20 protein-coding genes, 1 tRNA gene, 1 rRNA gene, 1 pseudogene and 1 riboswitch are annotated in these 18,648 nt (G+C 40.8%); of the genes and pseudogenes, 16 read left to right on the top strand and 7 right to left on the bottom strand.

The features are described 5' to 3' along the window. Positions 1-7: 7 nt before the first annotated feature. The 10 genes and pseudogenes from QRN39_RS10980 (at position 8) to QRN39_RS10935 (ending at position 6,172) form a co-directional block, all read left to right on the top strand. On the top strand, positions 8-391 hold the full coding sequence (locus QRN39_RS10980) for a phage tail-collar fiber domain-containing protein (protein ID WP_003212666.1): 384 nt from the start codon (positions 8-10) through the stop codon (positions 389-391). Between the two features lie 14 nt (positions 392-405). Then, positions 406-1,284 (top strand): hypothetical protein, encoded by an 879-nt coding sequence (locus QRN39_RS10975; RefSeq protein WP_003213185.1) that lies wholly within the window; start codon positions 406-408, stop codon positions 1,282-1,284. A 9-nt stretch (positions 1,285-1,293) separates the two neighbouring features. Continuing rightward, on the top strand, positions 1,294-1,623 hold the full coding sequence (locus tag QRN39_RS10970) for an XkdW family protein (protein WP_284907267.1): 330 nt from the start codon (positions 1,294-1,296) through the stop codon (positions 1,621-1,623). After that, a pseudogene (locus QRN39_RS10965) lies at positions 1,620-1,794 on the top strand (XkdX family protein). Before QRN39_RS10970 ends, QRN39_RS10965 begins: the two are co-directional and overlap by 4 nt. A 7-nt stretch (positions 1,795-1,801) precedes the next feature. Further along, complete coding sequence (locus tag QRN39_RS10960; protein WP_284907265.1) at positions 1,802-3,286, top strand: hypothetical protein; 1,485 nt, start codon at positions 1,802-1,804, stop codon at positions 3,284-3,286. Positions 3,287-3,365: 79 nt separating this feature from the next. Beyond that, positions 3,366-3,578 (top strand): BhlA/UviB family holin-like peptide, encoded by a 213-nt coding sequence (locus QRN39_RS10955; protein WP_106029229.1) that lies wholly within the window; start codon positions 3,366-3,368, stop codon positions 3,576-3,578. A gap of 11 nt (positions 3,579-3,589) precedes the next feature. After that, on the top strand, positions 3,590-3,853 hold the full coding sequence (locus QRN39_RS10950) for a phage holin (RefSeq protein ID WP_003212734.1): 264 nt from the start codon (positions 3,590-3,592) through the stop codon (positions 3,851-3,853). A gap of 62 nt (positions 3,854-3,915) precedes the next feature. Continuing rightward, complete coding sequence (locus QRN39_RS10945) at positions 3,916-4,986, top strand: acyltransferase family protein (RefSeq protein WP_189286506.1); 1,071 nt, start codon at positions 3,916-3,918, stop codon at positions 4,984-4,986. Between the two features lie 58 nt (positions 4,987-5,044). Next, positions 5,045-5,869: a peptidoglycan-binding protein gene (locus QRN39_RS10940; RefSeq protein ID WP_284907264.1), complete on the top strand. Its 825-nt coding sequence runs from the start codon at positions 5,045-5,047 to the stop codon at positions 5,867-5,869. 114 nt (positions 5,870-5,983) lie between these two features. Beyond that, positions 5,984-6,172 (top strand): hypothetical protein, encoded by a 189-nt coding sequence (locus QRN39_RS10935; RefSeq protein ID WP_284907263.1) that lies wholly within the window; start codon positions 5,984-5,986, stop codon positions 6,170-6,172. Between the two features lie 54 nt (positions 6,173-6,226). On the opposite strand, the gene QRN39_RS10930 is transcribed toward QRN39_RS10935, so the two are convergent. Together QRN39_RS10930 and cudC are read right to left on the bottom strand one after the other, a co-directional pair. Beyond that, positions 6,227-6,299, bottom strand: a tRNA-Ala gene (locus QRN39_RS10930). A gap of 72 nt (positions 6,300-6,371) precedes the next feature. Beyond that, positions 6,372-6,929: a choline uptake/conversion transcriptional regulator CudC gene (cudC, locus tag QRN39_RS10925; RefSeq protein ID WP_106029201.1), complete on the bottom strand. Its 558-nt coding sequence runs from the start codon at positions 6,927-6,929 to the stop codon at positions 6,372-6,374. 207 nt (positions 6,930-7,136) lie between these two features. On the opposite strand from cudC, the gene betB reads away from it, so the two are divergent. Beyond that, positions 7,137-8,606 (top strand): betaine-aldehyde dehydrogenase, encoded by a 1,470-nt coding sequence (gene betB / locus QRN39_RS10920; protein ID WP_003212701.1) that lies wholly within the window; start codon positions 7,137-7,139, stop codon positions 8,604-8,606. Positions 8,607-8,633: 27 nt separating this feature from the next. After that, positions 8,634-9,842 carry an iron-containing alcohol dehydrogenase gene (locus tag QRN39_RS10915; RefSeq protein WP_284907262.1) on the top strand — a complete coding sequence of 403 codons (1,209 nt, stop codon included), beginning with the start codon at positions 8,634-8,636 and terminating at the stop codon, positions 9,840-9,842. A 40-nt stretch (positions 9,843-9,882) separates the two neighbouring features. Here the strand turns inward: QRN39_RS10915 and QRN39_RS10910 are convergent, their stop codons facing one another. Then, on the bottom strand, positions 9,883-10,362 hold the full coding sequence (locus tag QRN39_RS10910) for a DinB family protein (RefSeq protein ID WP_003213650.1): 480 nt from the start codon (positions 10,360-10,362) through the stop codon (positions 9,883-9,885). A gap of 204 nt (positions 10,363-10,566) precedes the next feature. On the opposite strand from QRN39_RS10910, the gene QRN39_RS10905 reads away from it, so the two are divergent. Then, positions 10,567-11,097, top strand: a complete 531-nt coding sequence (locus QRN39_RS10905; RefSeq protein WP_034620073.1) for an NfeD family membrane protein — start codon at positions 10,567-10,569, stop codon at positions 11,095-11,097. 11 nt (positions 11,098-11,108) lie between these two features. Then, on the top strand, positions 11,109-12,656 hold the full coding sequence (locus tag QRN39_RS10900; protein WP_003213366.1) for a flotillin family protein: 1,548 nt from the start codon (positions 11,109-11,111) through the stop codon (positions 12,654-12,656). Between the two features lie 30 nt (positions 12,657-12,686). On the opposite strand, the gene ftsW is transcribed toward QRN39_RS10900, so the two are convergent. The 3 genes from ftsW to QRN39_RS10885 are packed head-to-tail and all read right to left on the bottom strand — an operon-like array spanning position 12,687 to position 15,630. Then, positions 12,687-13,820: a putative lipid II flippase FtsW gene (ftsW, locus tag QRN39_RS10895; RefSeq protein ID WP_417894896.1), complete on the bottom strand. Its 1,134-nt coding sequence runs from the start codon at positions 13,818-13,820 to the stop codon at positions 12,687-12,689. Positions 13,821-13,825: 5 nt separating this feature from the next. Continuing rightward, a complete protein-coding gene (rodA, locus tag QRN39_RS10890; RefSeq protein WP_113387315.1) occupies positions 13,826-14,980 on the bottom strand; it encodes a rod shape-determining protein RodA in 1,155 nt (384 codons plus the stop codon). A gap of 14 nt (positions 14,981-14,994) precedes the next feature. Beyond that, on the bottom strand, positions 14,995-15,630 hold the full coding sequence (locus tag QRN39_RS10885) for a DUF1232 domain-containing protein (protein ID WP_284907260.1): 636 nt from the start codon (positions 15,628-15,630) through the stop codon (positions 14,995-14,997). Between the two features lie 170 nt (positions 15,631-15,800). Between QRN39_RS10885 and QRN39_RS10880 the strand changes: the two genes are divergently transcribed. Continuing rightward, on the top strand, positions 15,801-16,355 hold the full coding sequence (locus QRN39_RS10880) for a GNAT family N-acetyltransferase (protein WP_003212763.1): 555 nt from the start codon (positions 15,801-15,803) through the stop codon (positions 16,353-16,355). 240 nt (positions 16,356-16,595) lie between these two features. Here QRN39_RS10880 and thiT read toward each other — a convergent pair whose 3' ends face one another. Further along, positions 16,596-17,171 (bottom strand): energy-coupled thiamine transporter ThiT, encoded by a 576-nt coding sequence (thiT, locus tag QRN39_RS10875; protein WP_268459357.1) that lies wholly within the window; start codon positions 17,169-17,171, stop codon positions 16,596-16,598. Positions 17,172-17,269: 98 nt separating this feature from the next. Beyond that, a riboswitch (TPP riboswitch) is annotated at positions 17,270-17,371 on the bottom strand. Positions 17,372-17,807: 436 nt separating this feature from the next. On the opposite strand from thiT, the gene QRN39_RS10870 reads away from it, so the two are divergent. Further along, a 16S ribosomal RNA gene (locus QRN39_RS10870) occupies positions 17,808-18,648 on the top strand; the annotation flags it as partial.

The following is an 18,648-nucleotide window of genomic DNA, read 5'->3' as shown; positions in this document are numbered from 1 at the left end:
GATCACAATGGCTGATCAATTAACCGTAACAACATTATATGCACGTCAACAAATGGCAAAGGCAAGAGCCGAAGGAACAAAACTCACAAAAGTCGTCAAAATGGCATTTGGAAATGGTGGGACGAAGGATGGGAAACCGATATCACTAGACGGCACTGAACAAAAACTCAAAAAAGAACTCGTCCAAAAAGAGATTGATTCGTTTACCTTCATGGAACCAGCAAAAATCCGCTACACCTGCACGATCGCCGAAGGAGAACTTGCAGGAGAAGTCATCAACGAACTAGCACTTGTCGACGAAGCCGGCAAATTCACCGCCATCCGCACCATGACAGATAAACAAAAAGACGGCGACATCGAATTTGTTTTTGAGATTGATGATATTTATTAATGGAGGGGAATGAAATGGACATCAAATCACCTTTACCGTTTGAAACCTCTGACAAAGCACATGCCAACTTATTTAACCGGATGGTCGACACTCTAGTAGAGAATGACAATGCGCTCAGGCTACAAATAGAAGGAATCACAAATGAAAGCTTATTTAAACTAACAGGCGATCAAGCCATTCAAGATGCATCAGTCAGCGGTGAGGAATATCCTAATGGCATTACGTTCATGGATATTGGACAAGCGAATGATACCGGATATCCTACGAGATTTGGCTTTGTGAAAAATGAAAAATATAGTAACTTTCGATTTGTTCAATATTACTATGGGACTGGAAACGAAGCGGGCAGTTATTTTGATAGCACAGGTACGTGGTGCCGTCATTGGTGGACTGGATCTGGTTGGACCGACTGGCATAAGCTCTCTGGATTCTGTCATGCCAATATAGGTACAACTGGAAAACAGTTATTAACCAAAGGTGAGTATCAAAAAATCCTTTTTAATCGAAAGATAAAAGACAGTCATAACAATTTTGACATCAAAAATAATCGCTTCATCTGCCCTGAAAACGGAATGTATTCAGTGAATGCAGGTGTTTATATTGAAACCTTTCAACGATACGCAAACTTTGAATTATCGATCTATTTAAATGGAAAAAGGTATAAAAATATTGCACATCAAAGACAGAGCCCGACCAGCCCATCTGATACGTTGAGCTTTAGTATGGGACTTTATGGTGCTGCGAATGTACCGGCTAATAAAGGGGATTATTTAGAAATTTACATGTATGCAGGATATGACGGAGATGTTAGTCGTTATGTATCTGAAAATTCAGGCTGGTACAACTATTTTGATATTACAGAAGTAGGCGGCAGAAATTTCCTGAGAGGATAGGAGGATTCTATGATTTTATATGAAGCCATTAAGTATAAATACCCCGATGCGGATCCGCAAAAGGACTTTGAACTTAGAAATGATGGAGACGGTTCTTACATTAACGAGTGGCATCTAGATGTGCCAAAGCCAACGGCAAAAGAATTGAAAGAATGGTGGGACGAATCTCAAATCAATCCAAGTTATCAACCGCCTCTTCCGCTAGATTATCTAGCACAAGAAGTAGCCAAAGAAAAGCTCATAAGAAAACAGCTTGAACATCAATGTGATCATCTAACAAACGAAATAAAAGCGCTAAAAAATGAGATCCTTTTATATAAAGGAGAGCGTGAATCATGAATTATTGGGTGATGGCGTTGTATTTTAAATGGGTGACTCCTGAATTGGTCAAACAAGCGGTGGAACTAGGCGATTGTTCAATGGAAGATTTAAAAACAGGATATGAGCAAAGGATGCTCACTCTAGAGCAGCTACCAAGAAGTGGAACCAAGCATCAAAGCAAGGGAGTGAAAACTGAATGGAAATAAAACAACCAAAACCTTTTGAAGTAAATGATAAAGCACATGCTGATTTGTTTAATGACATGGTCAAAGTACTTCTTGAAAATGATCATGGATTAATAGAGCAGTTCTTAAAACATACAAATGATGCGAGAGTACACGCATCTGAAACAGAAAAGAAGAAATGGAATCAATCTCAGTTATATAAAATGACGAATGATAACGGATCCCAATTGGTCAATATTCCAGCTGGCGGCAGTATTTATAACGGAATTAAATCGTTAGGTGCCTGCTCTTTCTATGCCCCAGGTGGTTCTGGAGTAGTCGATTCTCCTGCTATAGGTAATGCTGCATTAAGAGGCTTTCAGCTTGTGGGTCAAAATAATATTGGCGTAGGAATCGCGATTGACACATCAGGCAATGCATTTTGTTTTTCCTATCATGTGAATGACATTGCGATCAATTGGCTGCAAATACCTAGTCAAAACGAAAAAAACAAATGGGACGCAGGACAACTATCTAAAATTACCGCTGACGATGGAAGAGCATACGAAAGAATTAATGCAAACGATCCTAGTATTTTGGATAAACTCATCAAATTACCAGGCGTGCATTCTTGGTATATCCACGAAGCACATCCTGATTTGCCGACAAGAAGTTCTATGAGAGCCTTATCAGTCTTTAGTGAAAATACCTATGGCTGGATTATTGGGGCAAATAATACTGGTGATGTGTACATCAATCGATCCACGACAGATGTTACCGGTACTCAGCAAGAATGGAGCGGATGGAAGAGGTTGAACGAGCATCCGTTATTGAAGGCGAATGGAAATAGAATGCTTATCCCTACTGGTACAGATATATTAACACTGCCATCTGGCTTTTATTATGTCTCTGGAACGAACGCAGTGAATATGCCATCAACGACCGATGCTTCTTGGTTTAATGTAGATATTATAGAAACGGGAAATAACCGCAAAACATTTCATGTGAGTCGAAGCTATGATAATAGTCATTGGTACGGAACGACTCATACAGATGGGATTTTCAGAGGCTGGAAACGGATATTAACAGTGGAGGATATGTCAAATACTTCTTTTGTTGATTCGTATGATCAGAATAATTCTACAACTGTAGCATCTGAAAATATTCCAACAAAACTCCTTTTTGGAGATACAAGATCAGATGATTTGGGCGAATATGATCGTTCACGGTCTGAAATTACTTTGAAAAATAACGGCTTATATTTAATAAGACTTTATTTGACAAGTACGAATATTCCGGTTGGATCAGATAGTATTATCTCATGCTACGTGAATGGATCAGAATATCAACGCTTTGGAAATTGGAATCCAGTTATTTCATCCAGTGTCTATGTGATGTTCCTTCAACAAAAATTTAAAGCAGGAGATAAGTTAACATTTTATATTACTCCCAAAAATACTGGCAGAACCATCACTATTGGAACAGCTTACGTTACCTTATCTCAATTAAGATGGTAAAAAGTAAGTTACAATCCAGATCCAAAATGGACAAATTGGTGCAATGTGGGTAATTTATTTCGGGAAGAAGGTGATTCCAATGGAAGTAGATGTCGTCCAAAACTTAATGACACAAGGTCCTTTTGCCGTTCTCTTTTGCTGGGTTCTGTTCTATGTTCTCAACACAACAAAGGAACGAGAAAACAAGCTTAATGCACAAATCGAGGCGCAAAATGATGTGTTAGCAAAGTTTAGTGAGAAATATGATGTTGTGATCGACAAGCTCGACAAAATTGAACGGAATTTAAAATAGGAGGAAAAATCATGAAGACATTCGACAAAGGCACTGTGATTCGCACAGTGCTTCTTTTTATTGCGCTCATCAATCAAACGCTTGTCATGTTTGGACAGACGGTGCTGCCGATTAGTGAGGAGCAAGTACAAACCGCTGGTGAGGCACTATATGTAGCAGGTTCCACCATTTTTACGATGGTGACAGCCATTATCGCTTGGTTTAAAAACAATTATGTGACCTACAAAGGTCAATTACAAAAAGATACCCTGAAACAAAGAGGGCTAACAAAATAAATGTATAGTTGCGCTGGCTTCCTTCTTCATATATCCTAAAATTGGAGTTGGAGGGAAGCCAGTTGTTAGAAAAAGATTTAAAATTAAGTAATATAAAGGGCTTGTTGATTTTTCTAGTTGTTTTCGGACACTTAATAGAACTCAATAAGCAGAATTATTATCAGCTTTTTGTGTTTATTTACGCTTTTCATATGCCACTTTTTATTTTTATCAGTGGGTATTTAGCTAAAAGAATGAAAGTAAGTAAAATGATTAATCTATTTCTTTTATACTTTATATTTCAGTCGTTTTTTGACTGGTTTCTTTATTTTATAGGAGAATATAAAACCCTATCGTTTCATTATGGTAAGCCACAATTTCATTTGTGGTATATCGTAAGTATGCTCTTTTGGTATGCACTAGCTTGGGGGTTATCAAAGTTAAGACTAAGTTTAATAGGGAAATTAAGTATCTTTATTATTATATTCATTGTCTGTTTTATTTCACGCCAGTACACAGGTGTGATCGTAAATACAGTGAAAGAGCTTTATCCGAATTTTACATCTTACACTCTTAGTTATCAAAGGACAATTTCATTTGCACCCTTCTTTTTTGCTGGCTTTTTTATGACAAAGGAAAGCTTGAATGCTGTTTATAAGATTATAAAACCCTCAATGGCAAAGGTGTTACTCATAGTAACGGGATCATTAACAATTTTATTGATTGAGTACACACCAAACTTAGAATGGCTGTTTCGTGGCAGCTTTGGAATAAAACGATTTTTGGCTCATGATGAAAGTTATTTAATGAAAATGCTCCTTCATTATCTCTTGTCAGCTTGGATATGTTTGCTTGTTCTTATCGCAGTAAATAGTAAGAAGAGCATTCTGACAAAGTGGGGGGATTATTCACTAGGAATTTTCTTGTTCCATCCTGTTTTTGTGTTTATATTAAGAAAGACTGAATTCATGAATGAATGGAGCGGAGATACTCAACTTGTTTTTTATTTCGCATTAGCATTTATCATTGTGAGCTGTCTAGGCTCCAATCTTTTTGCGGCAGTCAGTTGGTTCATCACTTCCCCATATAATACAATCAAAAAATTAACATCTTTATTAAAACCAAAAGCAGAAGAAAAAAATACAAATTTCTAAGTCCCTTAGCAGGGGCTTTTTTAATGCTCAATACACTAATCAAAGGAGAAGAAAGAACATGGCTGAAAAAATTGGATTGCAAACTCTTATCGACCGTTCCATTAGAAATATGGGTTCCGGCATTCACAGGGTTGTAAAAAAAAGTGCGATTGAAATGATCAAGCAAGCATATAAAGAAGGTATCTTTGTTCAGATTACTTCTGGCTACCGTTCGTTTGCAGAACAAAACAAGCTTTACGCTCAAGGTCGTACCGCTCCTGGGAAGATTGTCACCAACGCTAAAGGTGGTCAATCAAATCACAACTATGGTTTAGCGATCGATTACGTTCTATTAAGTGCGGATGGAAAAAAAGCACTTTGGACAGTCAACGAAAAATGGCGTCGAGTAGCTCAAATCGGAAAATCACTAGGGTTTTCGTGGGGTGGAGACTGGAAGAGTTTTAAGGACTACCCACACCTTGAAATGATGGGCAGTTTGACTTTAACGCAGCTTCAAGCGGGTAAACGACCTTTCTTGGTGTCATTTATATCAAATGAAGTTTCTGAAAAGCCAATTAAGACAAAGTCTGTTGAAAAATTATTAGCAAATGGCTCGATAAAATCTAAAACAAGTACATCTAAAAAGTTAGATATCTTGCCATCTGGCATCTTAAAAATAACCAAGCCCTTAACAAAAGGATCACAAGTCATAGCCGTGCAAAAAGCCTTATCCTCACTCTATTTCTACCCGGACAAAGGGGCAAAAAACAACGGAGTTGATGGCTATTATGGACCGAAAACAGCGAATGCGGTCAAGCGGTTCCAGCTCATGAATGGTCTAGCGGCAGACGGGATTTACGGTCCGAAGACGAAGAACAAAATGGAACAATTGCTAAAAAAGTAATCATTCATAAAGGGCTATCAGCAGGTGAATGGAATTTCCCTTGCTGATAGCTAGCAAAAAATGACATCATTTGTGATATAATCGACCGAATCACTATCATGAGGGGAGAGTAAAATGAAAAAGGAACTGTTCCAAGTCATCATGCTGTCAGTGCTGCTCATCTATTTCATTTATCACGGAATGACGAGTGATTATCCTGTGTCTTACACAATCATTCTCATCACGGCTTATGTTTCTGTGATCGCGTACCGCATCATAAAGATATTAGGCTTAAGAAAAAACAAAGAACAAACAGAGCTGTAAGAAATATATACATAAAAAAAACCATCCTTGATTTCTCAAGAATGGTTTTTCGTATGGAGCATAGCGGGATCGAACCGCTGACCTCTACGCTGCCAGCGTAGCGCTCTCCCAGCTGAGCTAATGCCCCGATGTGTTACGACTTAATTTATTATAATCAATCCTCCTGTAAAATTCAAGCTTTAAAACGCACACACATCGTCTATTTTTCTTTCTGATCAATCGGGATATAGTCAAAGATTTCCCCTGAATGAACAGAGTCTGCTAAGCGTCTCAGCCAGTCATAGTAGGCTTTTGAGCTTTCAAGCTGCTCTATGAGCTGCTGCGCTTCCTCTCTTATATGTTCCTCCAACTGATCATCACGAGCCACCTCTTGAAGCCGGACTTGCGCTTCTTCTATCGCCGCTAAATTGACCTCGACCTCTCGTTCCCACTTTTGTGGAAAGAAGTTCATGAAAAACTTAAAAAAGTCTTTTTCAGCAACAAAGCTATGTTTTCTTCGTCCTCGGTGAAAGGTCTTTTTGACAATATTCATGTCTTGCAGCTTTTTCACACCCGTACTCATACTTGGCTTGCTCATTTGCAGCTCTTCACGCATTTCATCCAGCGTCATTTCCTCATTTAAATACATGGTCCCATAAAGAATACCAGCACTTCGTGTAATTCCATAGAGATCCATCGTTTCAGCTATGGAATCAATGACTAGATCTTTAGCAGCTAAAATACGCTCTTCTGCTTGCGGCTGTTCCTGCTTTTTCATCCTGTCCCTGCTTTCTATTAAGAGAATTCAATACGTTCAAAAAAATCTTTATGGACTATATGTTAACGAAAGAATGCAAAATGTCAAAAGAAAATGAAGCATATCTCCCTTTGACAGAAAAATTTGAACATGATACGTTAATTATGTTCAAAACGTTAAATTTTTATTTAACAAACTTACCAAAGAGAATCAGAGGAGGTTCCTTCTATGAGTCAAACACTATTTATAGATGGACAATGGGTTGGCGCCAAAAGTGGCGACACGCGGGATATCATTAATCCATTTAATCAAGAAGTGATCGCGACAGTCAGTGAAGGATCAAGAAATGACGCGCAGCTAGCCATTAAGGCAGCGAGAAAAGCCTTCGATCAAGGTGACTGGGCAAACTTGCCTGGACTTGAAAGAGGAAATATGGTGTTTAAGATTGCTGAATTGATTAGACGTGATCTTGATGAACTAGCCAAATTAGAATCGCTTGATACTGGTAAAACAGTAGAGGAAAGCAAAGCAGACATGGACGATATTGCGAACGTGTTCCAATATTACGCCGGTCTTGCCGACAAAGATGGCGGGGAAATCATTGCATCCCCAATTCCGAACTCTAAAAGCGAATTGGTCAGAGAGCCTGTCGGTGTATGCGGGCAAATTACTCCATGGAACTATCCATTGCTTCAAGCAAGCTGGAAAATCGCTCCTGCTCTAGCGGCGGGGAATACAATCGTATTAAAGCCAAGTGAAATTACACCACTCACCACGATCAAAGTATTCAAACTCATGGAAGAAGCAGGCATTCCAGCAGGGGTTGCGAACCTAGTCCTTGGGCCAGGTGCAACGGTTGGTGATGAGCTTGCTGTGAATGATCAAGTCGATTTGATTTCATTTACAGGCGGTATTGAAACAGGTAAGAAAATCATGCAGGGAGCCAGTGGGAATGTGAAGAAAATCGCCCTTGAGCTCGGCGGGAAAAATCCGAATATTGTGTTTCAAGATGCTGATTTAGACGTAGCGGTTGACCAGGCAATGAATGCTGTGTTTTTCCATGCGGGGCAAGTGTGTTCAGCAGGTTCACGTTTGCTAGTGGAAGAATCCATTCATGCTGAATTTTTAGAAGAACTGGTGAAGCGCACGAAAAAAATCAAGCTAGGCAACGGCTTTGATGAAGAAACCCAAAGCGGCCCGCTCATCTCAGCTGAGCATCGAGAAAAAGTAGAAAAATACGTCAGCATTGGGTTAGATGAAGGCGCCAAATTAGAAACAGGCGGAAAAAGACCGGACGCAGAGGAGCTTTCAAATGGGTTCTTCTACTTGCCAACGATATTCTCAGGCTGCACGTCAGAGATGCGGATTGTCCAGGAAGAAGTCTTTGGCCCAGTATTGACAGTTGAATCCTTTCGTACAGAGGAAGAAGTGATTGAGCTGGCAAACGATACGATTTATGGATTAGCAGGAGCCGTGTGGTCTACTGATATCAGCAAGGCCGAAAGAGTCGCTCGTCAATTAAGATTAGGCACAGTTTGGATCAATGACTTCCATCCTTATTTCGCTCAAGCACCTTGGGGTGGATATAAGCAATCAGGTCTAGGACGTGAATTAGGACGCACCGGGCTTGAGGAATATACGGAACTGAAGCATGTATATCGTAATACAAAACCTGAAGCGATTCGTTGGTTTCAATAAAAATCACACATTTGGAGGAGATTCTATATGACATTAAATATGAAAATTGAAAGCATGCAGAAATTCCATACATTTGAAATTCCGACTGTCATCAAACATGGCATCGGTGCAGTGAAACATGTTGGGGAAGAAGTAAAAGCATACGGTGTCTCAAAGGTATTACTTGTAACAGACCCAGGTATTTACCTGGCGGGCGTGGTAGATCCAGTGATTGCTTCATTAAAAGAAGCACAAATCGATGTGGTGCTATTTGATAAAGTAGAGCCAAACCCGCCAGTCCGTTTAGTGAATGAAGGCTCTGCGTTATATGAAAAAGAAGGCTGTAATGGATTAGTCGCAGTAGGCGGCGGAAGCTCAATGGATACAGCGAAGGCGATCGGTGTAGAAGCGACGCATGAAGGCTCAGTCCTTGATTACGAAGCGGCAGAGGGGAAAAAACCGCTTGAAAACAGAATCCCGCCTTTAACCACTATTCCGACAACAGCTGGTACAGGTTCAGAAGTCACGCAGTGGGCAGTGATTACAGATGAAGAAAGAGAATTCAAATTCAACACAGGTGGCCCGCTCATTGCAGCTCACCTCACAGTCATTGATCCAGAGCTACATGTATCCATGCCGTCTCATGTGACGGCAATGACTGGAATTGATGCACTTGCACACGCCATTGAATGCTATACAATGAAATTTGCTCAGCCTATTACAGATGCGGTCGCGCTCATGGCCATTGAATATGCAGCTCATTATATTCGCCGTGCCTTTGCCGATGGTGAGGACTTAGAAGCCAGGTATGGAATGGCACAAGCTGCAATGCTTGCCGGGCTTTCTTATGGAAGCGAATCAGCTGGAGCTGCACATGCGATGAGTCAAACACTCGGAGGCATTATTCCTGTAGCGCATGGTCAGTGTGTCGCAGCAATGATGGGACCGGTGATGGAGTATAACTGGAAAGGGTATCCCGAAAAATTTGCTCGTATTGCGCAAGCATTTGGAATTGATATTAGCCGAATGTCAACAGAGGAAGCCGCAAAAGCAGCAGTGAACTGGATGTATGATTTAGTGGAAGACCTAGAAGTTCCTTCATTAGAAGAACAAGGTGTATCAAAAGATATGATTGACCGTTTATCTAAAGAAGCAATGAAAGATCCGCAAACAATTGGAAACCCAAGAGATCTAAACGAAAAAGCGTACAACTGGATTTATGCTCGCTGTTTTGATCTAACACCTAAAACAGTGTAACAATGAAAAAAGGCTCCCAAAAGGGAGTCTTTTTTATGTCTTATAGCTGTTCTTTAATTTCTTTGATTTGATGGATATGGCGTTTTTCGTGTGCGCCGATAAAATCAAGATATTGCTTAAGCGATAACTCTTCAAACACAGGGTGTGCAATGACGCGTTTGAAATCATCCTCAGTAAACGTTGATAGAATTTGATTGAGCTGCTCACGGGCTGTATCGAGCTCATCTTTTAAATGTGTAGGTGTCACATGCTTGCGCTCAGGCTCAACAATACTAGGCGCAGTCGCTTTTCTAGAACGATCCTCTGCCATTTCCACCGGCTTTGGCTCATATTCTTTGATCGGTGCTTTTTTTCCCTCAGCAGCTAGATGTTTTGCTGCCACGAGGTCCATCTTCTTTAAATGATCTGCCACCTCTTGAATACTCCAAGTATCATCAGATAATTTTTGATTCAATTGCTCTTCGTTCAAACCTTGTAGCTCTTGCCACAATTCTTGTCTTGCATCATGTAATAAACTCATTTTCATCACCTCAAGATCAAATTTTAACATACTGGTACATGACAATCATTCTTGAGCTATCGGCGAATTCCTGTGAAGAATTGTGAGGAAATTTGAAACCTTTACAAAAGTGGTTCGTATTACCTGTTAGAAGGAATACATTGGAGGTGAGCATGGTCTAAATGAAACAAAGGCTGTTCATTTCATGAAGAAAGGGTGAGGAAGATGGATGTGTTCGGGCTGCCACTTCAGACGCTGTATTTATACATATTGATGATATCAGGAATCCTGACACTTGTTTTCGTCTTTTTCGGCGATGTATTTGATGGATTGTTTGAAGCGATTCCTGTTCCATTCCTTCAACCAACATTAATCCTCGCATTTCTTACCTTTTTCTCGGCTGGAGGGTTTATCTCTGAAAAAACAGCAATTGTAGGAAGTGGACTTGGCGCAGTCTTATCTGCCATCCTCGCAGTGGTTCTTGTGACCTGTTTGAATGTATTTGTCTTAGTCCCGCTTTCCTCTGCTGAAGAATCTCTCTCATATACGGAGGCCGACTTAAAAGGAAGAACTGGAGAGATCATTGTATCTGTTCCAAAAGACGGGTTTGGAGAAGTGCTGTTAATTAGTAATAGCGGGAAAATCTCAAAGCCTGCCGTCAGCTTCGACGAAGAGGAGATTCCATATGGAACTCGGGTACTGGTCGTCGAAGTGAACAAAGGCGTCTTATCAGTTATACCAAATGAAGAAATCTAGGAGGGAATGCTATGCCAGGAACAACCATTTTGATAATCATTGGAATTGTGCTTGTGATTCTGATTGCACTTATTGGTGTATTTGTTTCGAAATACCGGACTGCAGGTCCAGATGAAGCGTTAATCGTCACAGGAAGTTACCTCGGAAGTAAAAATGTCCACGTGGATGAAGGTGGAAACAAGATTAAGATTGTAAGAGGCGGAGGTACCTTTGTACTCCCTGTTTTTCAACAAGCAGAGCCGCTCAGCTTACTATCTAGCAAGCTAGATGTTTCAACACCTGAAGTCTATACTGAACAAGGTGTACCAGTCATGGCGGACGGAACAGCCATCATTAAAATCGGCGGATCGATTGAAGAAATTGCTACTGCTGCAGAGCAATTTTTAGGTAAAACAAAAGAAGACCGCGAAAACGAAGCGAGAGAAGTTTTAGAAGGACACCTTCGCTCCATTTTAGGGTCAATGACAGTTGAAGAGATTTATAAAAACAGAGAGAAATTTTCTCAAGAAGTACAGCGTGTCGCTTCTCAAGATCTAGCGAAAATGGGTCTTGTCATTGTATCGTTTACAATCAAAGATGTCCGTGATAAAAATGGCTATTTAGAATCACTAGGTAAACCTAGAATTGCCCAAGTGAAACGCGATGCAGATATTGCAACAGCAGAAGCAGATAAAGAAACACGTATCAAACGTGCAGAAGCAGATAAAGATGCGAAGAAATCTGAGCTTGAGCGTGCCACTGAAATCGCTGAAGCAGAAAAGATCAATGAGCTGAAAAGAGCAGAATTCAGACGTGAACAAGATACAGCAAAAGCAAGTGCCGACCAAGCGTACGATCTTGAAACAGCTCGTAATCGTCAGCACGTAACTGAACAAGAAATGCAAGTAAAAATCATTGAACGTCAGAAGCAAATTGAATTAGAAGAAAAAGAGATTCAGCGTCGTGAGCGTCAATACGATTCTGAAGTGAAAAAGAAAGCAGATGCGGATCGTTATGCGGTTGAGCAGTCAGCTGCGGCGGAAAAAGCGAAACGCCTCGCTGAAGCAGATGCCAAGAAATACAGCATTGAAGCAATGGCAAAAGCAGAAGCTGAGAAAGTCCGAATTGACGGGCTTGCCAAAGCGGAAGCTGATCGTGCAAAAGGGGAAACAGAGGCAGAAGTCATTAGACTGAAAGGACTTGCGGAAGCCGAAGCGAAAGAGAAAATCGCTGAAGCATTCGAACAGTATGGTCAGGCAGCGATTCTTGATATGATTGTGAAAATGCTTCCTGAATATGCGAAGCAAGTATCTGCACCACTTTCTAACATTGATAAAATTACGGTTGTGGATACGGGAGGTAACGGAGAAGGCAGCGGTGCCAATAAAGTCACTGGCTATGCTACAAACCTTATGTCCAGTCTGCAAGAAAGCCTGAAAGCATCCTCTGGAATTGATGTCAAAGAAATTATTGAGAACTTTTCCGGCAAAGGCAATGTGAAGCAAAGCATTCAGGAACTAACGAATGAAATCAAACAGCCAAGAAAAAAAGAGATCGCTGATACTCAAATAGAAGAATAAAATAAATAGACACCTTCCATCAGAAGGTGTCTATTTGGCATGTGCCCTATATGGGTTCCTTTTTACATATGAAGAAAGATTTACGAGAATACCAGCAGATATCATCATGAACACTAGGGAGGAGCCACCATAACTAATGAAAGGAAGCGGAATGCCTGTGATCGGAAGAAGACCAAAGACAGCGCCTAAATTAAAGACTGCTTGGAGCATGATTTGAAACGTAAGCCCAATCGTTAACAGTTTTCCAAAAGGGTCATGTAAAGCCTGCACAATTCGCATTGCGCGATACATGATGAATAGATATGCACCTATCACAATCAAAATCCCCATAATGCCCAGCTCTTCACTGATAATGGCCATAATAAAATCCGTATGCGCTTCGGGAAGAAAGCCTAGCTTTTGAATACTCCCGCCTAAGCCATTCCCTATCAGCCCGCCGGAATTCATTGCGAGATACGAATGAATCAGCTGATAGCCATCCCCATCTTCATACTGAAAAGGATCACGAAAAGAAGTCAGCCGCTTCAAACGGTAAGGAGCTGTCACTGCAAAAAAAGTGATACATGCTACGGCAGTCGATCCTAGCAAAATGAAATGGCGCGTTTTCAACCCAGCGCATAATAAAATGATGCCACAGCTTAATAAAATAGACACAGCTGTGCCTAAATCAGGCTGTTTTAAGATTAATAAAAAAACAAGACTTAAAAGGATGAGTGGCGGCAGTACGCCTTTTTTAAAAGATGTAATGTACGGCTGTTTATTCGCGTACACATAGGCAAAATAGATCACCATCACTAGTTTCACAGCTTCAGAAGGTTGGAGCATAAGAGAGCCCAGCTGAATCCACCGCTGTGAATTGTTTTTGACAACACCAATTCCAGGAATCAGGACTAGGATGAGACATAGCAATGACAGCATGACAAGCCATTTCATCCATTTACGATAAATCTGATAGGGGAAAAGAGCGGCAATGAAAAAAAAGAATCCCCCAATCAGGAGCCATTGCCATTGTTTAATAAAGAAATAGCTGCCCTTCTCATACTTCACTTCTCCTAAAGGATAACTTGCACTGTACACCATCAGTAAACCAAATAAGCAGAGGAACACAATTGTTCCAACAAGAACGAGGTCGACTTTTTTGAGATGAGATAGAAGAAATGCCATCATTTTCAATTCCAGTTGTCTCCAAACATATAGGATGATGACCTGATATTGACACTAAACACGAGGCCAATGGCGATCATGTTCGTCAATAGCGCACTGCCTCCATAGCTGATAAAAGGAAGCGCGAGTCCTGTCACAGGCATTAAACCGATTGTCATCCCTACATTTTGGAAAACTTGAAACACGATCAGCCCAACGACTCCTGCACATATGTACAAACCATAAAGCGTATTAGCATGCATAGCCACATGAATGATTCGGTAAATCATCATTAAGTACAAACACATCAAAAGGGAGGCGCCGATAAAACCAAACTCCTCACCAATGACGGCAAAGATAAAATCCGTATGCGCTTCGGGGATATTACCGCCTTGTACTTGATGCCCCTTTGTAAAACCGCTTCCTGATAATTGACCTGATCCAATACCGAGCATCGATTGTTTCAGCTGATACCCGTATGTTGAATCAAATTCATCGGGGGAGAGCCAGCCATAAATGCGATCAAGCTGATGTGGCTTAATGATTTTTGTGAAATGCTCAAAGTGTTCGTTGTGTAAGTAGACCAAAAATGAAAGAAGTGCAAGGAAAGAAGCCATTAATGCGGTCATCATCTTACTGGAAATTCCTGACACGAGCATCAGTGTAAAGGCGATAGATAATATCACGAGCGCTGTCCCTAAATCAGGCTGAATTAAGATGAGGAAAAAAGGGACAACGGTCCAGCAAACGACTTTACTTGTAGGAATGATGCTTTCTTTAAACGAAAATCGCTGATGCTTGTATTGGTTCAAGACAGCCGCTAGCAGCAGGATCACAAAAATTTTCATGAACTCTGATGGCTGAATTTTGATTGAACCGAAGCTGATCCATCTTTGGGATCCGTTTTGACTCGTTCCGAAAAAGTGCACAAGAATAATGAGAAAAATACCACCTGTAAATAACCGAAAAGATAAACGCTCAAGAAGTTCATAATCAAAGTATGCAGCAGCGGCCATAAGACCGAAACCGACGATATACCAGAAAATTTGTCTTTTGACGAAATAAAACATATCCTGCGATTCATACTGTCCTGATCCGCTATATACAGCTATTAGGCTGATGACAAATAAACAAATCACCGTGAGTAAAAGTACGAAGTCAATGCTGTACTGTTTTTTCATAGCTTCTTTTCCTGTTACCTATTTGTCAGCTGCTCTATGACGATTTTCACAGCCGCAGCATCATCAATGTAGCCGATCGGAAAAATATAATCTGGTATTAAGTCAACAGGCATAATGAAATAAAGGAGTGCCCCTCCCATCAGCATTAATTCTCGAGAAGAACCTCGTCCGGTTATAAATAAACTGTACATGTCTTTCAAATGCTGAAGGAATGGCCCGGCGCCGTTTACCGCCTCCATCTTTTTCTCAAACTTTGCAGAGATCGTTTCTTTTCCCTTGTTTGTTTGGCTATAGGTCTCATATTCGTTTAGCTTTTGTTTCAATTTGGCCTGACTAAATGTACCGTCGTAGACCTCCTGATCTTTCAGTGTTGTTTCGATCTCTACGACCGTTTGTATGAACGTATCACTATGTACCTTTTCGTTTTTGATTGGAAACCCAGCAGCAGCTAATAGTTGATCTAATGATAGGTTCAGAGAATCTGAAAGTCGCTGCAGATGATTCAAAGTTGGTTTTCTTTTTCCATTTATGATTCGAGACAGTGTCGCTTTATCAATTTCTGTGTATGTGCTGAGCTCTCTTAAAGATAAAGAACGTTGTTGCAATCTTTCCTTTAAAAGAGTCCCAAGCTCAGTTGTTTTAGAATCCATTTTTACGCCATCCTTTGTATGATGTATCAACTCTTCTATAGAAGAAGTCGTACCCAATATAAAGGTGTGTTGACAAAATGTCAACGAATATCCTTTATTGATTGAATTTTAGGAAATAGGAATTTATCATAATAAAGATAGGATGAAAACAGTGAGAAGGAGTGGCGCGGATGAAGGTGAGACATGCTGTACAAAAAGATATTCCTAAAATTGCCGAAATACATGTGAAGAGCTGGCAGACGACTTATCAAGGCATTATTAATCAGGATTATTTGGATGGTTTAAATATAGAAGATCGAGAAGAGAGCTGGAGAAGAAGGTCACTTGAAGGGACGTTTGTCGCAGAAGATGACGAGGGGGTATTTGGTTTTGCTTCTTTTGGAAAACAACGTGATGAGCGCTATCCAACATATGATGGAGAACTTTATGCGATCTATTTATTGCAAGAGAAACAGAAATCAGGAGCAGGTATCGCTTTAATTACAGAAGGAGTGAGCTATTTAATAGAGAAAGGGTATCAGAATATCATGCTGTGGGTATTTGAACAAAATTCGGCAAAGCATTTTTATCAAAAGCTTCAACCTCATTTTGTCGTTACCAGCCAGTTCGAGCTGGCTGGCGAGAAGCATGATGAAATAGGGTATGGGTGGGAGCTGCCTGTATTAAATGACCATCTACACCGAATTAAATCGTCAGCTTCCAATAATAATGAGAGAAAAAAGTGAAAAGCATAGCTAAAAGCATATAAGAGATAAGAGGAGAAGCTTCTACTTTTCCTTTTATTCCTGCTATCTTTAAAGCTTCATAGAAACCTGCCAAAAAATAAGCAAGACTGAGAATATAACAGCACAGCATAATGGAGTAAGGGTTCATTGGCGTACCTCCAACATGAAATCTTCTACTATTAATAGATTCCATAGAGCGGCAATTTATGCATAAAAAAATAACCAGCTGAAATCAGCCAGTTATTTTTTGTGAGGAAAAACCAAACGAGATGCACTTGGTATGAGTATGCAAAGAACGATACTGCAAATAATAAATGAAGGAACCATATATGTGCTGTTATAAATTAAAGAATAAACCCAACCCGGTGTTCCTTTTGGTGCATAATGAGAAAAGAAAACAACACCAGAGATAAAGAACGTCAACAGTCTGAAGAAACTTGCAACAAATACAGATAAGATAATATAAAAGAATTGCTGCTTTCGCTGTTGATCCTGAATGGCTTTTTTAATCAATCCAGAAAAGAGGCCGCTTAGGGAAATGACAACAGATGCGACGAAATAATCGAGAAATCCTTGAACTGGTGTAGCGATAATAGGGCCATTCATCAGCTGAAGGCCTGCAATAAGCACACCAATGATAAACCCGGTTGATATTCCCCATCTAATAGACATAAGAATGACGGGTATCATAATCAGCGCAAGAGATCCGCCGTTCGGCATTCTTAAAAAGAGACCTGATAAGTAATCTAATACTAGTGCAAGTGAAGTCATAATTGCGATTTCCATCAGTCGTACCAATTGATTTGATTGCTGCATAAAAAAATCTCCCTTTTCATGAATTGAGCAAGGAGAGACCGTGTAAGGATGAGTATGTTATTCATAGAAAAACATATCGAGTTGAATACACCACATGTATTCAATTGAATCCACATTCCTACTTCAGTATTAACTGACAGGTTCAAAGGGTCAGAACAACGAGTGTTCACTCTCAGCACAAAGCTCCCCCTGCGGTTATTTAGTTTTCTTCTATTATAAATATACTAAAGACCTTCAGGATCAACAATAGAGAATTCCTGTGACAATCAATTTTTGTATGGTTATATAGGAAGAGATAAGAAAAAATAAATTATTTAGAAAAAATACTTGTTTCCTCTCTCAAAAGGTGTTATATTTGTATTCGCCGCTAAAACAGCGCGGTTATTAAATAACATAAAGAAAAAAGTTATTGACTTTATCTTGATAGAATGTTATATTAATAAAGTCGCCTCTGAGAGACGACGAAGATGATCTTTGAAAACTAAACAAGACAAAACGTACCTGTTAATTCGAGTTTTTATAAAAAATCCTATGAAACATCATAGGTAGTCAGTCAAACGCTGACGAGGCAGGAAATGATCACATGCTAAGTTCGCTACATCGTGTAGCAACGCATGTGTGATATGCATCCTGCATACCTCGGAGAGTTTGATCCTGGCTCAGGACGAACGCTGGCGGCGTGCCTAATACATGCAAGTCGAGCGGACAGAAGGGAGCTTGCTCCCGGATGTTAGCGGCGGACGGGTGAGTAACACGTGGGTAACCTGCCTGTAAGACTGGGATAACTCCGGGAAACCGGAGCTAATACCGGATAGTTCCTTGAACCGCATGGTTCAAGGATGAAAGACGGTTTCGGCTGTCACTTACAGATGGACCCGCGGCGCATTAGCTAGTTGGTGGGGTAATGGCTCACCAAGGCGACGATGCGTAGCCGACCTGAGAGGGTGATCGGCCACACTGGGACTGAGACACGGCCCAGACTCCTACGGGAGGCAGCAGTAGGGAATCTTCCGCAATGGACGAAAGTCTGACGGAGCAACGCCGCGTGAGTGATGAAGGTTTTCGGATCGTAAAGCTCTGTTGTTAGGGAAGAACAAGTGCGAGAGTAACTGCTCGCACCTTGACGGTACCTAACCAGAAAGCCACGGCTAACTACGTGCCAGCAGCCGCGGTAATACGTAGGTGGCAAGCGTTGTCCGGAATTATTGGGCGTAAAGGGCTCGCAGGCGGTTTCTTAAGTCTGATGTGAAAGCCCCCGGCTCAACCGGGGAGGGTCATTGGAAACTGGGAAACTTGAGTGCAGAAGAGGAGAGTGGAATTCCACGTGTAGCGGTGAAATGCGTAGAGATGTGGAGGAACACCAGTGGCGAAGGCGACTCTCTGGTCTGTAACTGACGCTGAGGAGCGAAAGCGTGGGGAGCGAACAGGATTAGATACCCTGGTAGTCCACGCCGTAAACGATGAGTGCTAAGTGTTA

This window comes from Bacillus sp. lyk4-R2A-2 (genome assembly GCF_030209735.1).
Classification (GTDB): Bacteria; Bacillota; Bacilli; order Bacillales; family Bacillaceae; genus Bacillus; species Bacillus pumilus.
Note: the sequence above shows the minus strand (reverse complement) of the source record. Positions and strands in the feature narration are given on the sequence as shown.

What these genes read in the sequence shown, in the direction of transcription:
- QRN39_RS10980 (WP_003212666.1), top strand. Translation starts at nt 8, where the DNA reads ATGGCTGATCAATTAACCGTAACAACATTATATGCACGTCAACAAATG.
- QRN39_RS10975 (WP_003213185.1), top strand. Translation starts at nt 406, where the DNA reads ATGGACATCAAATCACCTTTACCGTTTGAAACCTCTGACAAAGCACAT.
- QRN39_RS10970 (WP_284907267.1), top strand. Translation starts at nt 1,294, where the DNA reads ATGATTTTATATGAAGCCATTAAGTATAAATACCCCGATGCGGATCCG.
- QRN39_RS10960 (WP_284907265.1), top strand. Translation starts at nt 1,802, where the DNA reads ATGGAAATAAAACAACCAAAACCTTTTGAAGTAAATGATAAAGCACAT.
- QRN39_RS10955 (WP_106029229.1), top strand. Translation starts at nt 3,366, where the DNA reads ATGGAAGTAGATGTCGTCCAAAACTTAATGACACAAGGTCCTTTTGCC.
- QRN39_RS10950 (WP_003212734.1), top strand. Translation starts at nt 3,590, where the DNA reads ATGAAGACATTCGACAAAGGCACTGTGATTCGCACAGTGCTTCTTTTT.
- QRN39_RS10940 (WP_284907264.1), top strand. Translation starts at nt 5,045, where the DNA reads ATGGCTGAAAAAATTGGATTGCAAACTCTTATCGACCGTTCCATTAGA.
- QRN39_RS10935 (WP_284907263.1), top strand. Translation starts at nt 5,984, where the DNA reads ATGAAAAAGGAACTGTTCCAAGTCATCATGCTGTCAGTGCTGCTCATC.
- cudC (WP_106029201.1), bottom strand. Translation starts at nt 6,929, where the DNA reads ATGAAAAAGCAGGAACAGCCGCAAGCAGAAGAGCGTATTTTAGCTGCT.
- betB (WP_003212701.1), top strand. Translation starts at nt 7,137, where the DNA reads ATGAGTCAAACACTATTTATAGATGGACAATGGGTTGGCGCCAAAAGT.
- QRN39_RS10915 (WP_284907262.1), top strand. Translation starts at nt 8,634, where the DNA reads ATGACATTAAATATGAAAATTGAAAGCATGCAGAAATTCCATACATTT.
- QRN39_RS10910 (WP_003213650.1), bottom strand. Translation starts at nt 10,362, where the DNA reads ATGAGTTTATTACATGATGCAAGACAAGAATTGTGGCAAGAGCTACAA.
- QRN39_RS10905 (WP_034620073.1), top strand. Translation starts at nt 10,567, where the DNA reads ATGGATGTGTTCGGGCTGCCACTTCAGACGCTGTATTTATACATATTG.
- QRN39_RS10900 (WP_003213366.1), top strand. Translation starts at nt 11,109, where the DNA reads ATGCCAGGAACAACCATTTTGATAATCATTGGAATTGTGCTTGTGATT.
- ftsW (WP_417894896.1), bottom strand. Translation starts at nt 13,820, where the DNA reads ATGGCATTTCTTCTATCTCATCTCAAAAAAGTCGACCTCGTTCTTGTT.
- rodA (WP_113387315.1), bottom strand. Translation starts at nt 14,980, where the DNA reads ATGAAAAAACAGTACAGCATTGACTTCGTACTTTTACTCACGGTGATT.
- QRN39_RS10885 (WP_284907260.1), bottom strand. Translation starts at nt 15,630, where the DNA reads ATGGATTCTAAAACAACTGAGCTTGGGACTCTTTTAAAGGAAAGATTG.
- QRN39_RS10880 (WP_003212763.1), top strand. Translation starts at nt 15,801, where the DNA reads ATGAAGGTGAGACATGCTGTACAAAAAGATATTCCTAAAATTGCCGAA.
- thiT (WP_268459357.1), bottom strand. Translation starts at nt 17,171, where the DNA reads ATGCAGCAATCAAATCAATTGGTACGACTGATGGAAATCGCAATTATG.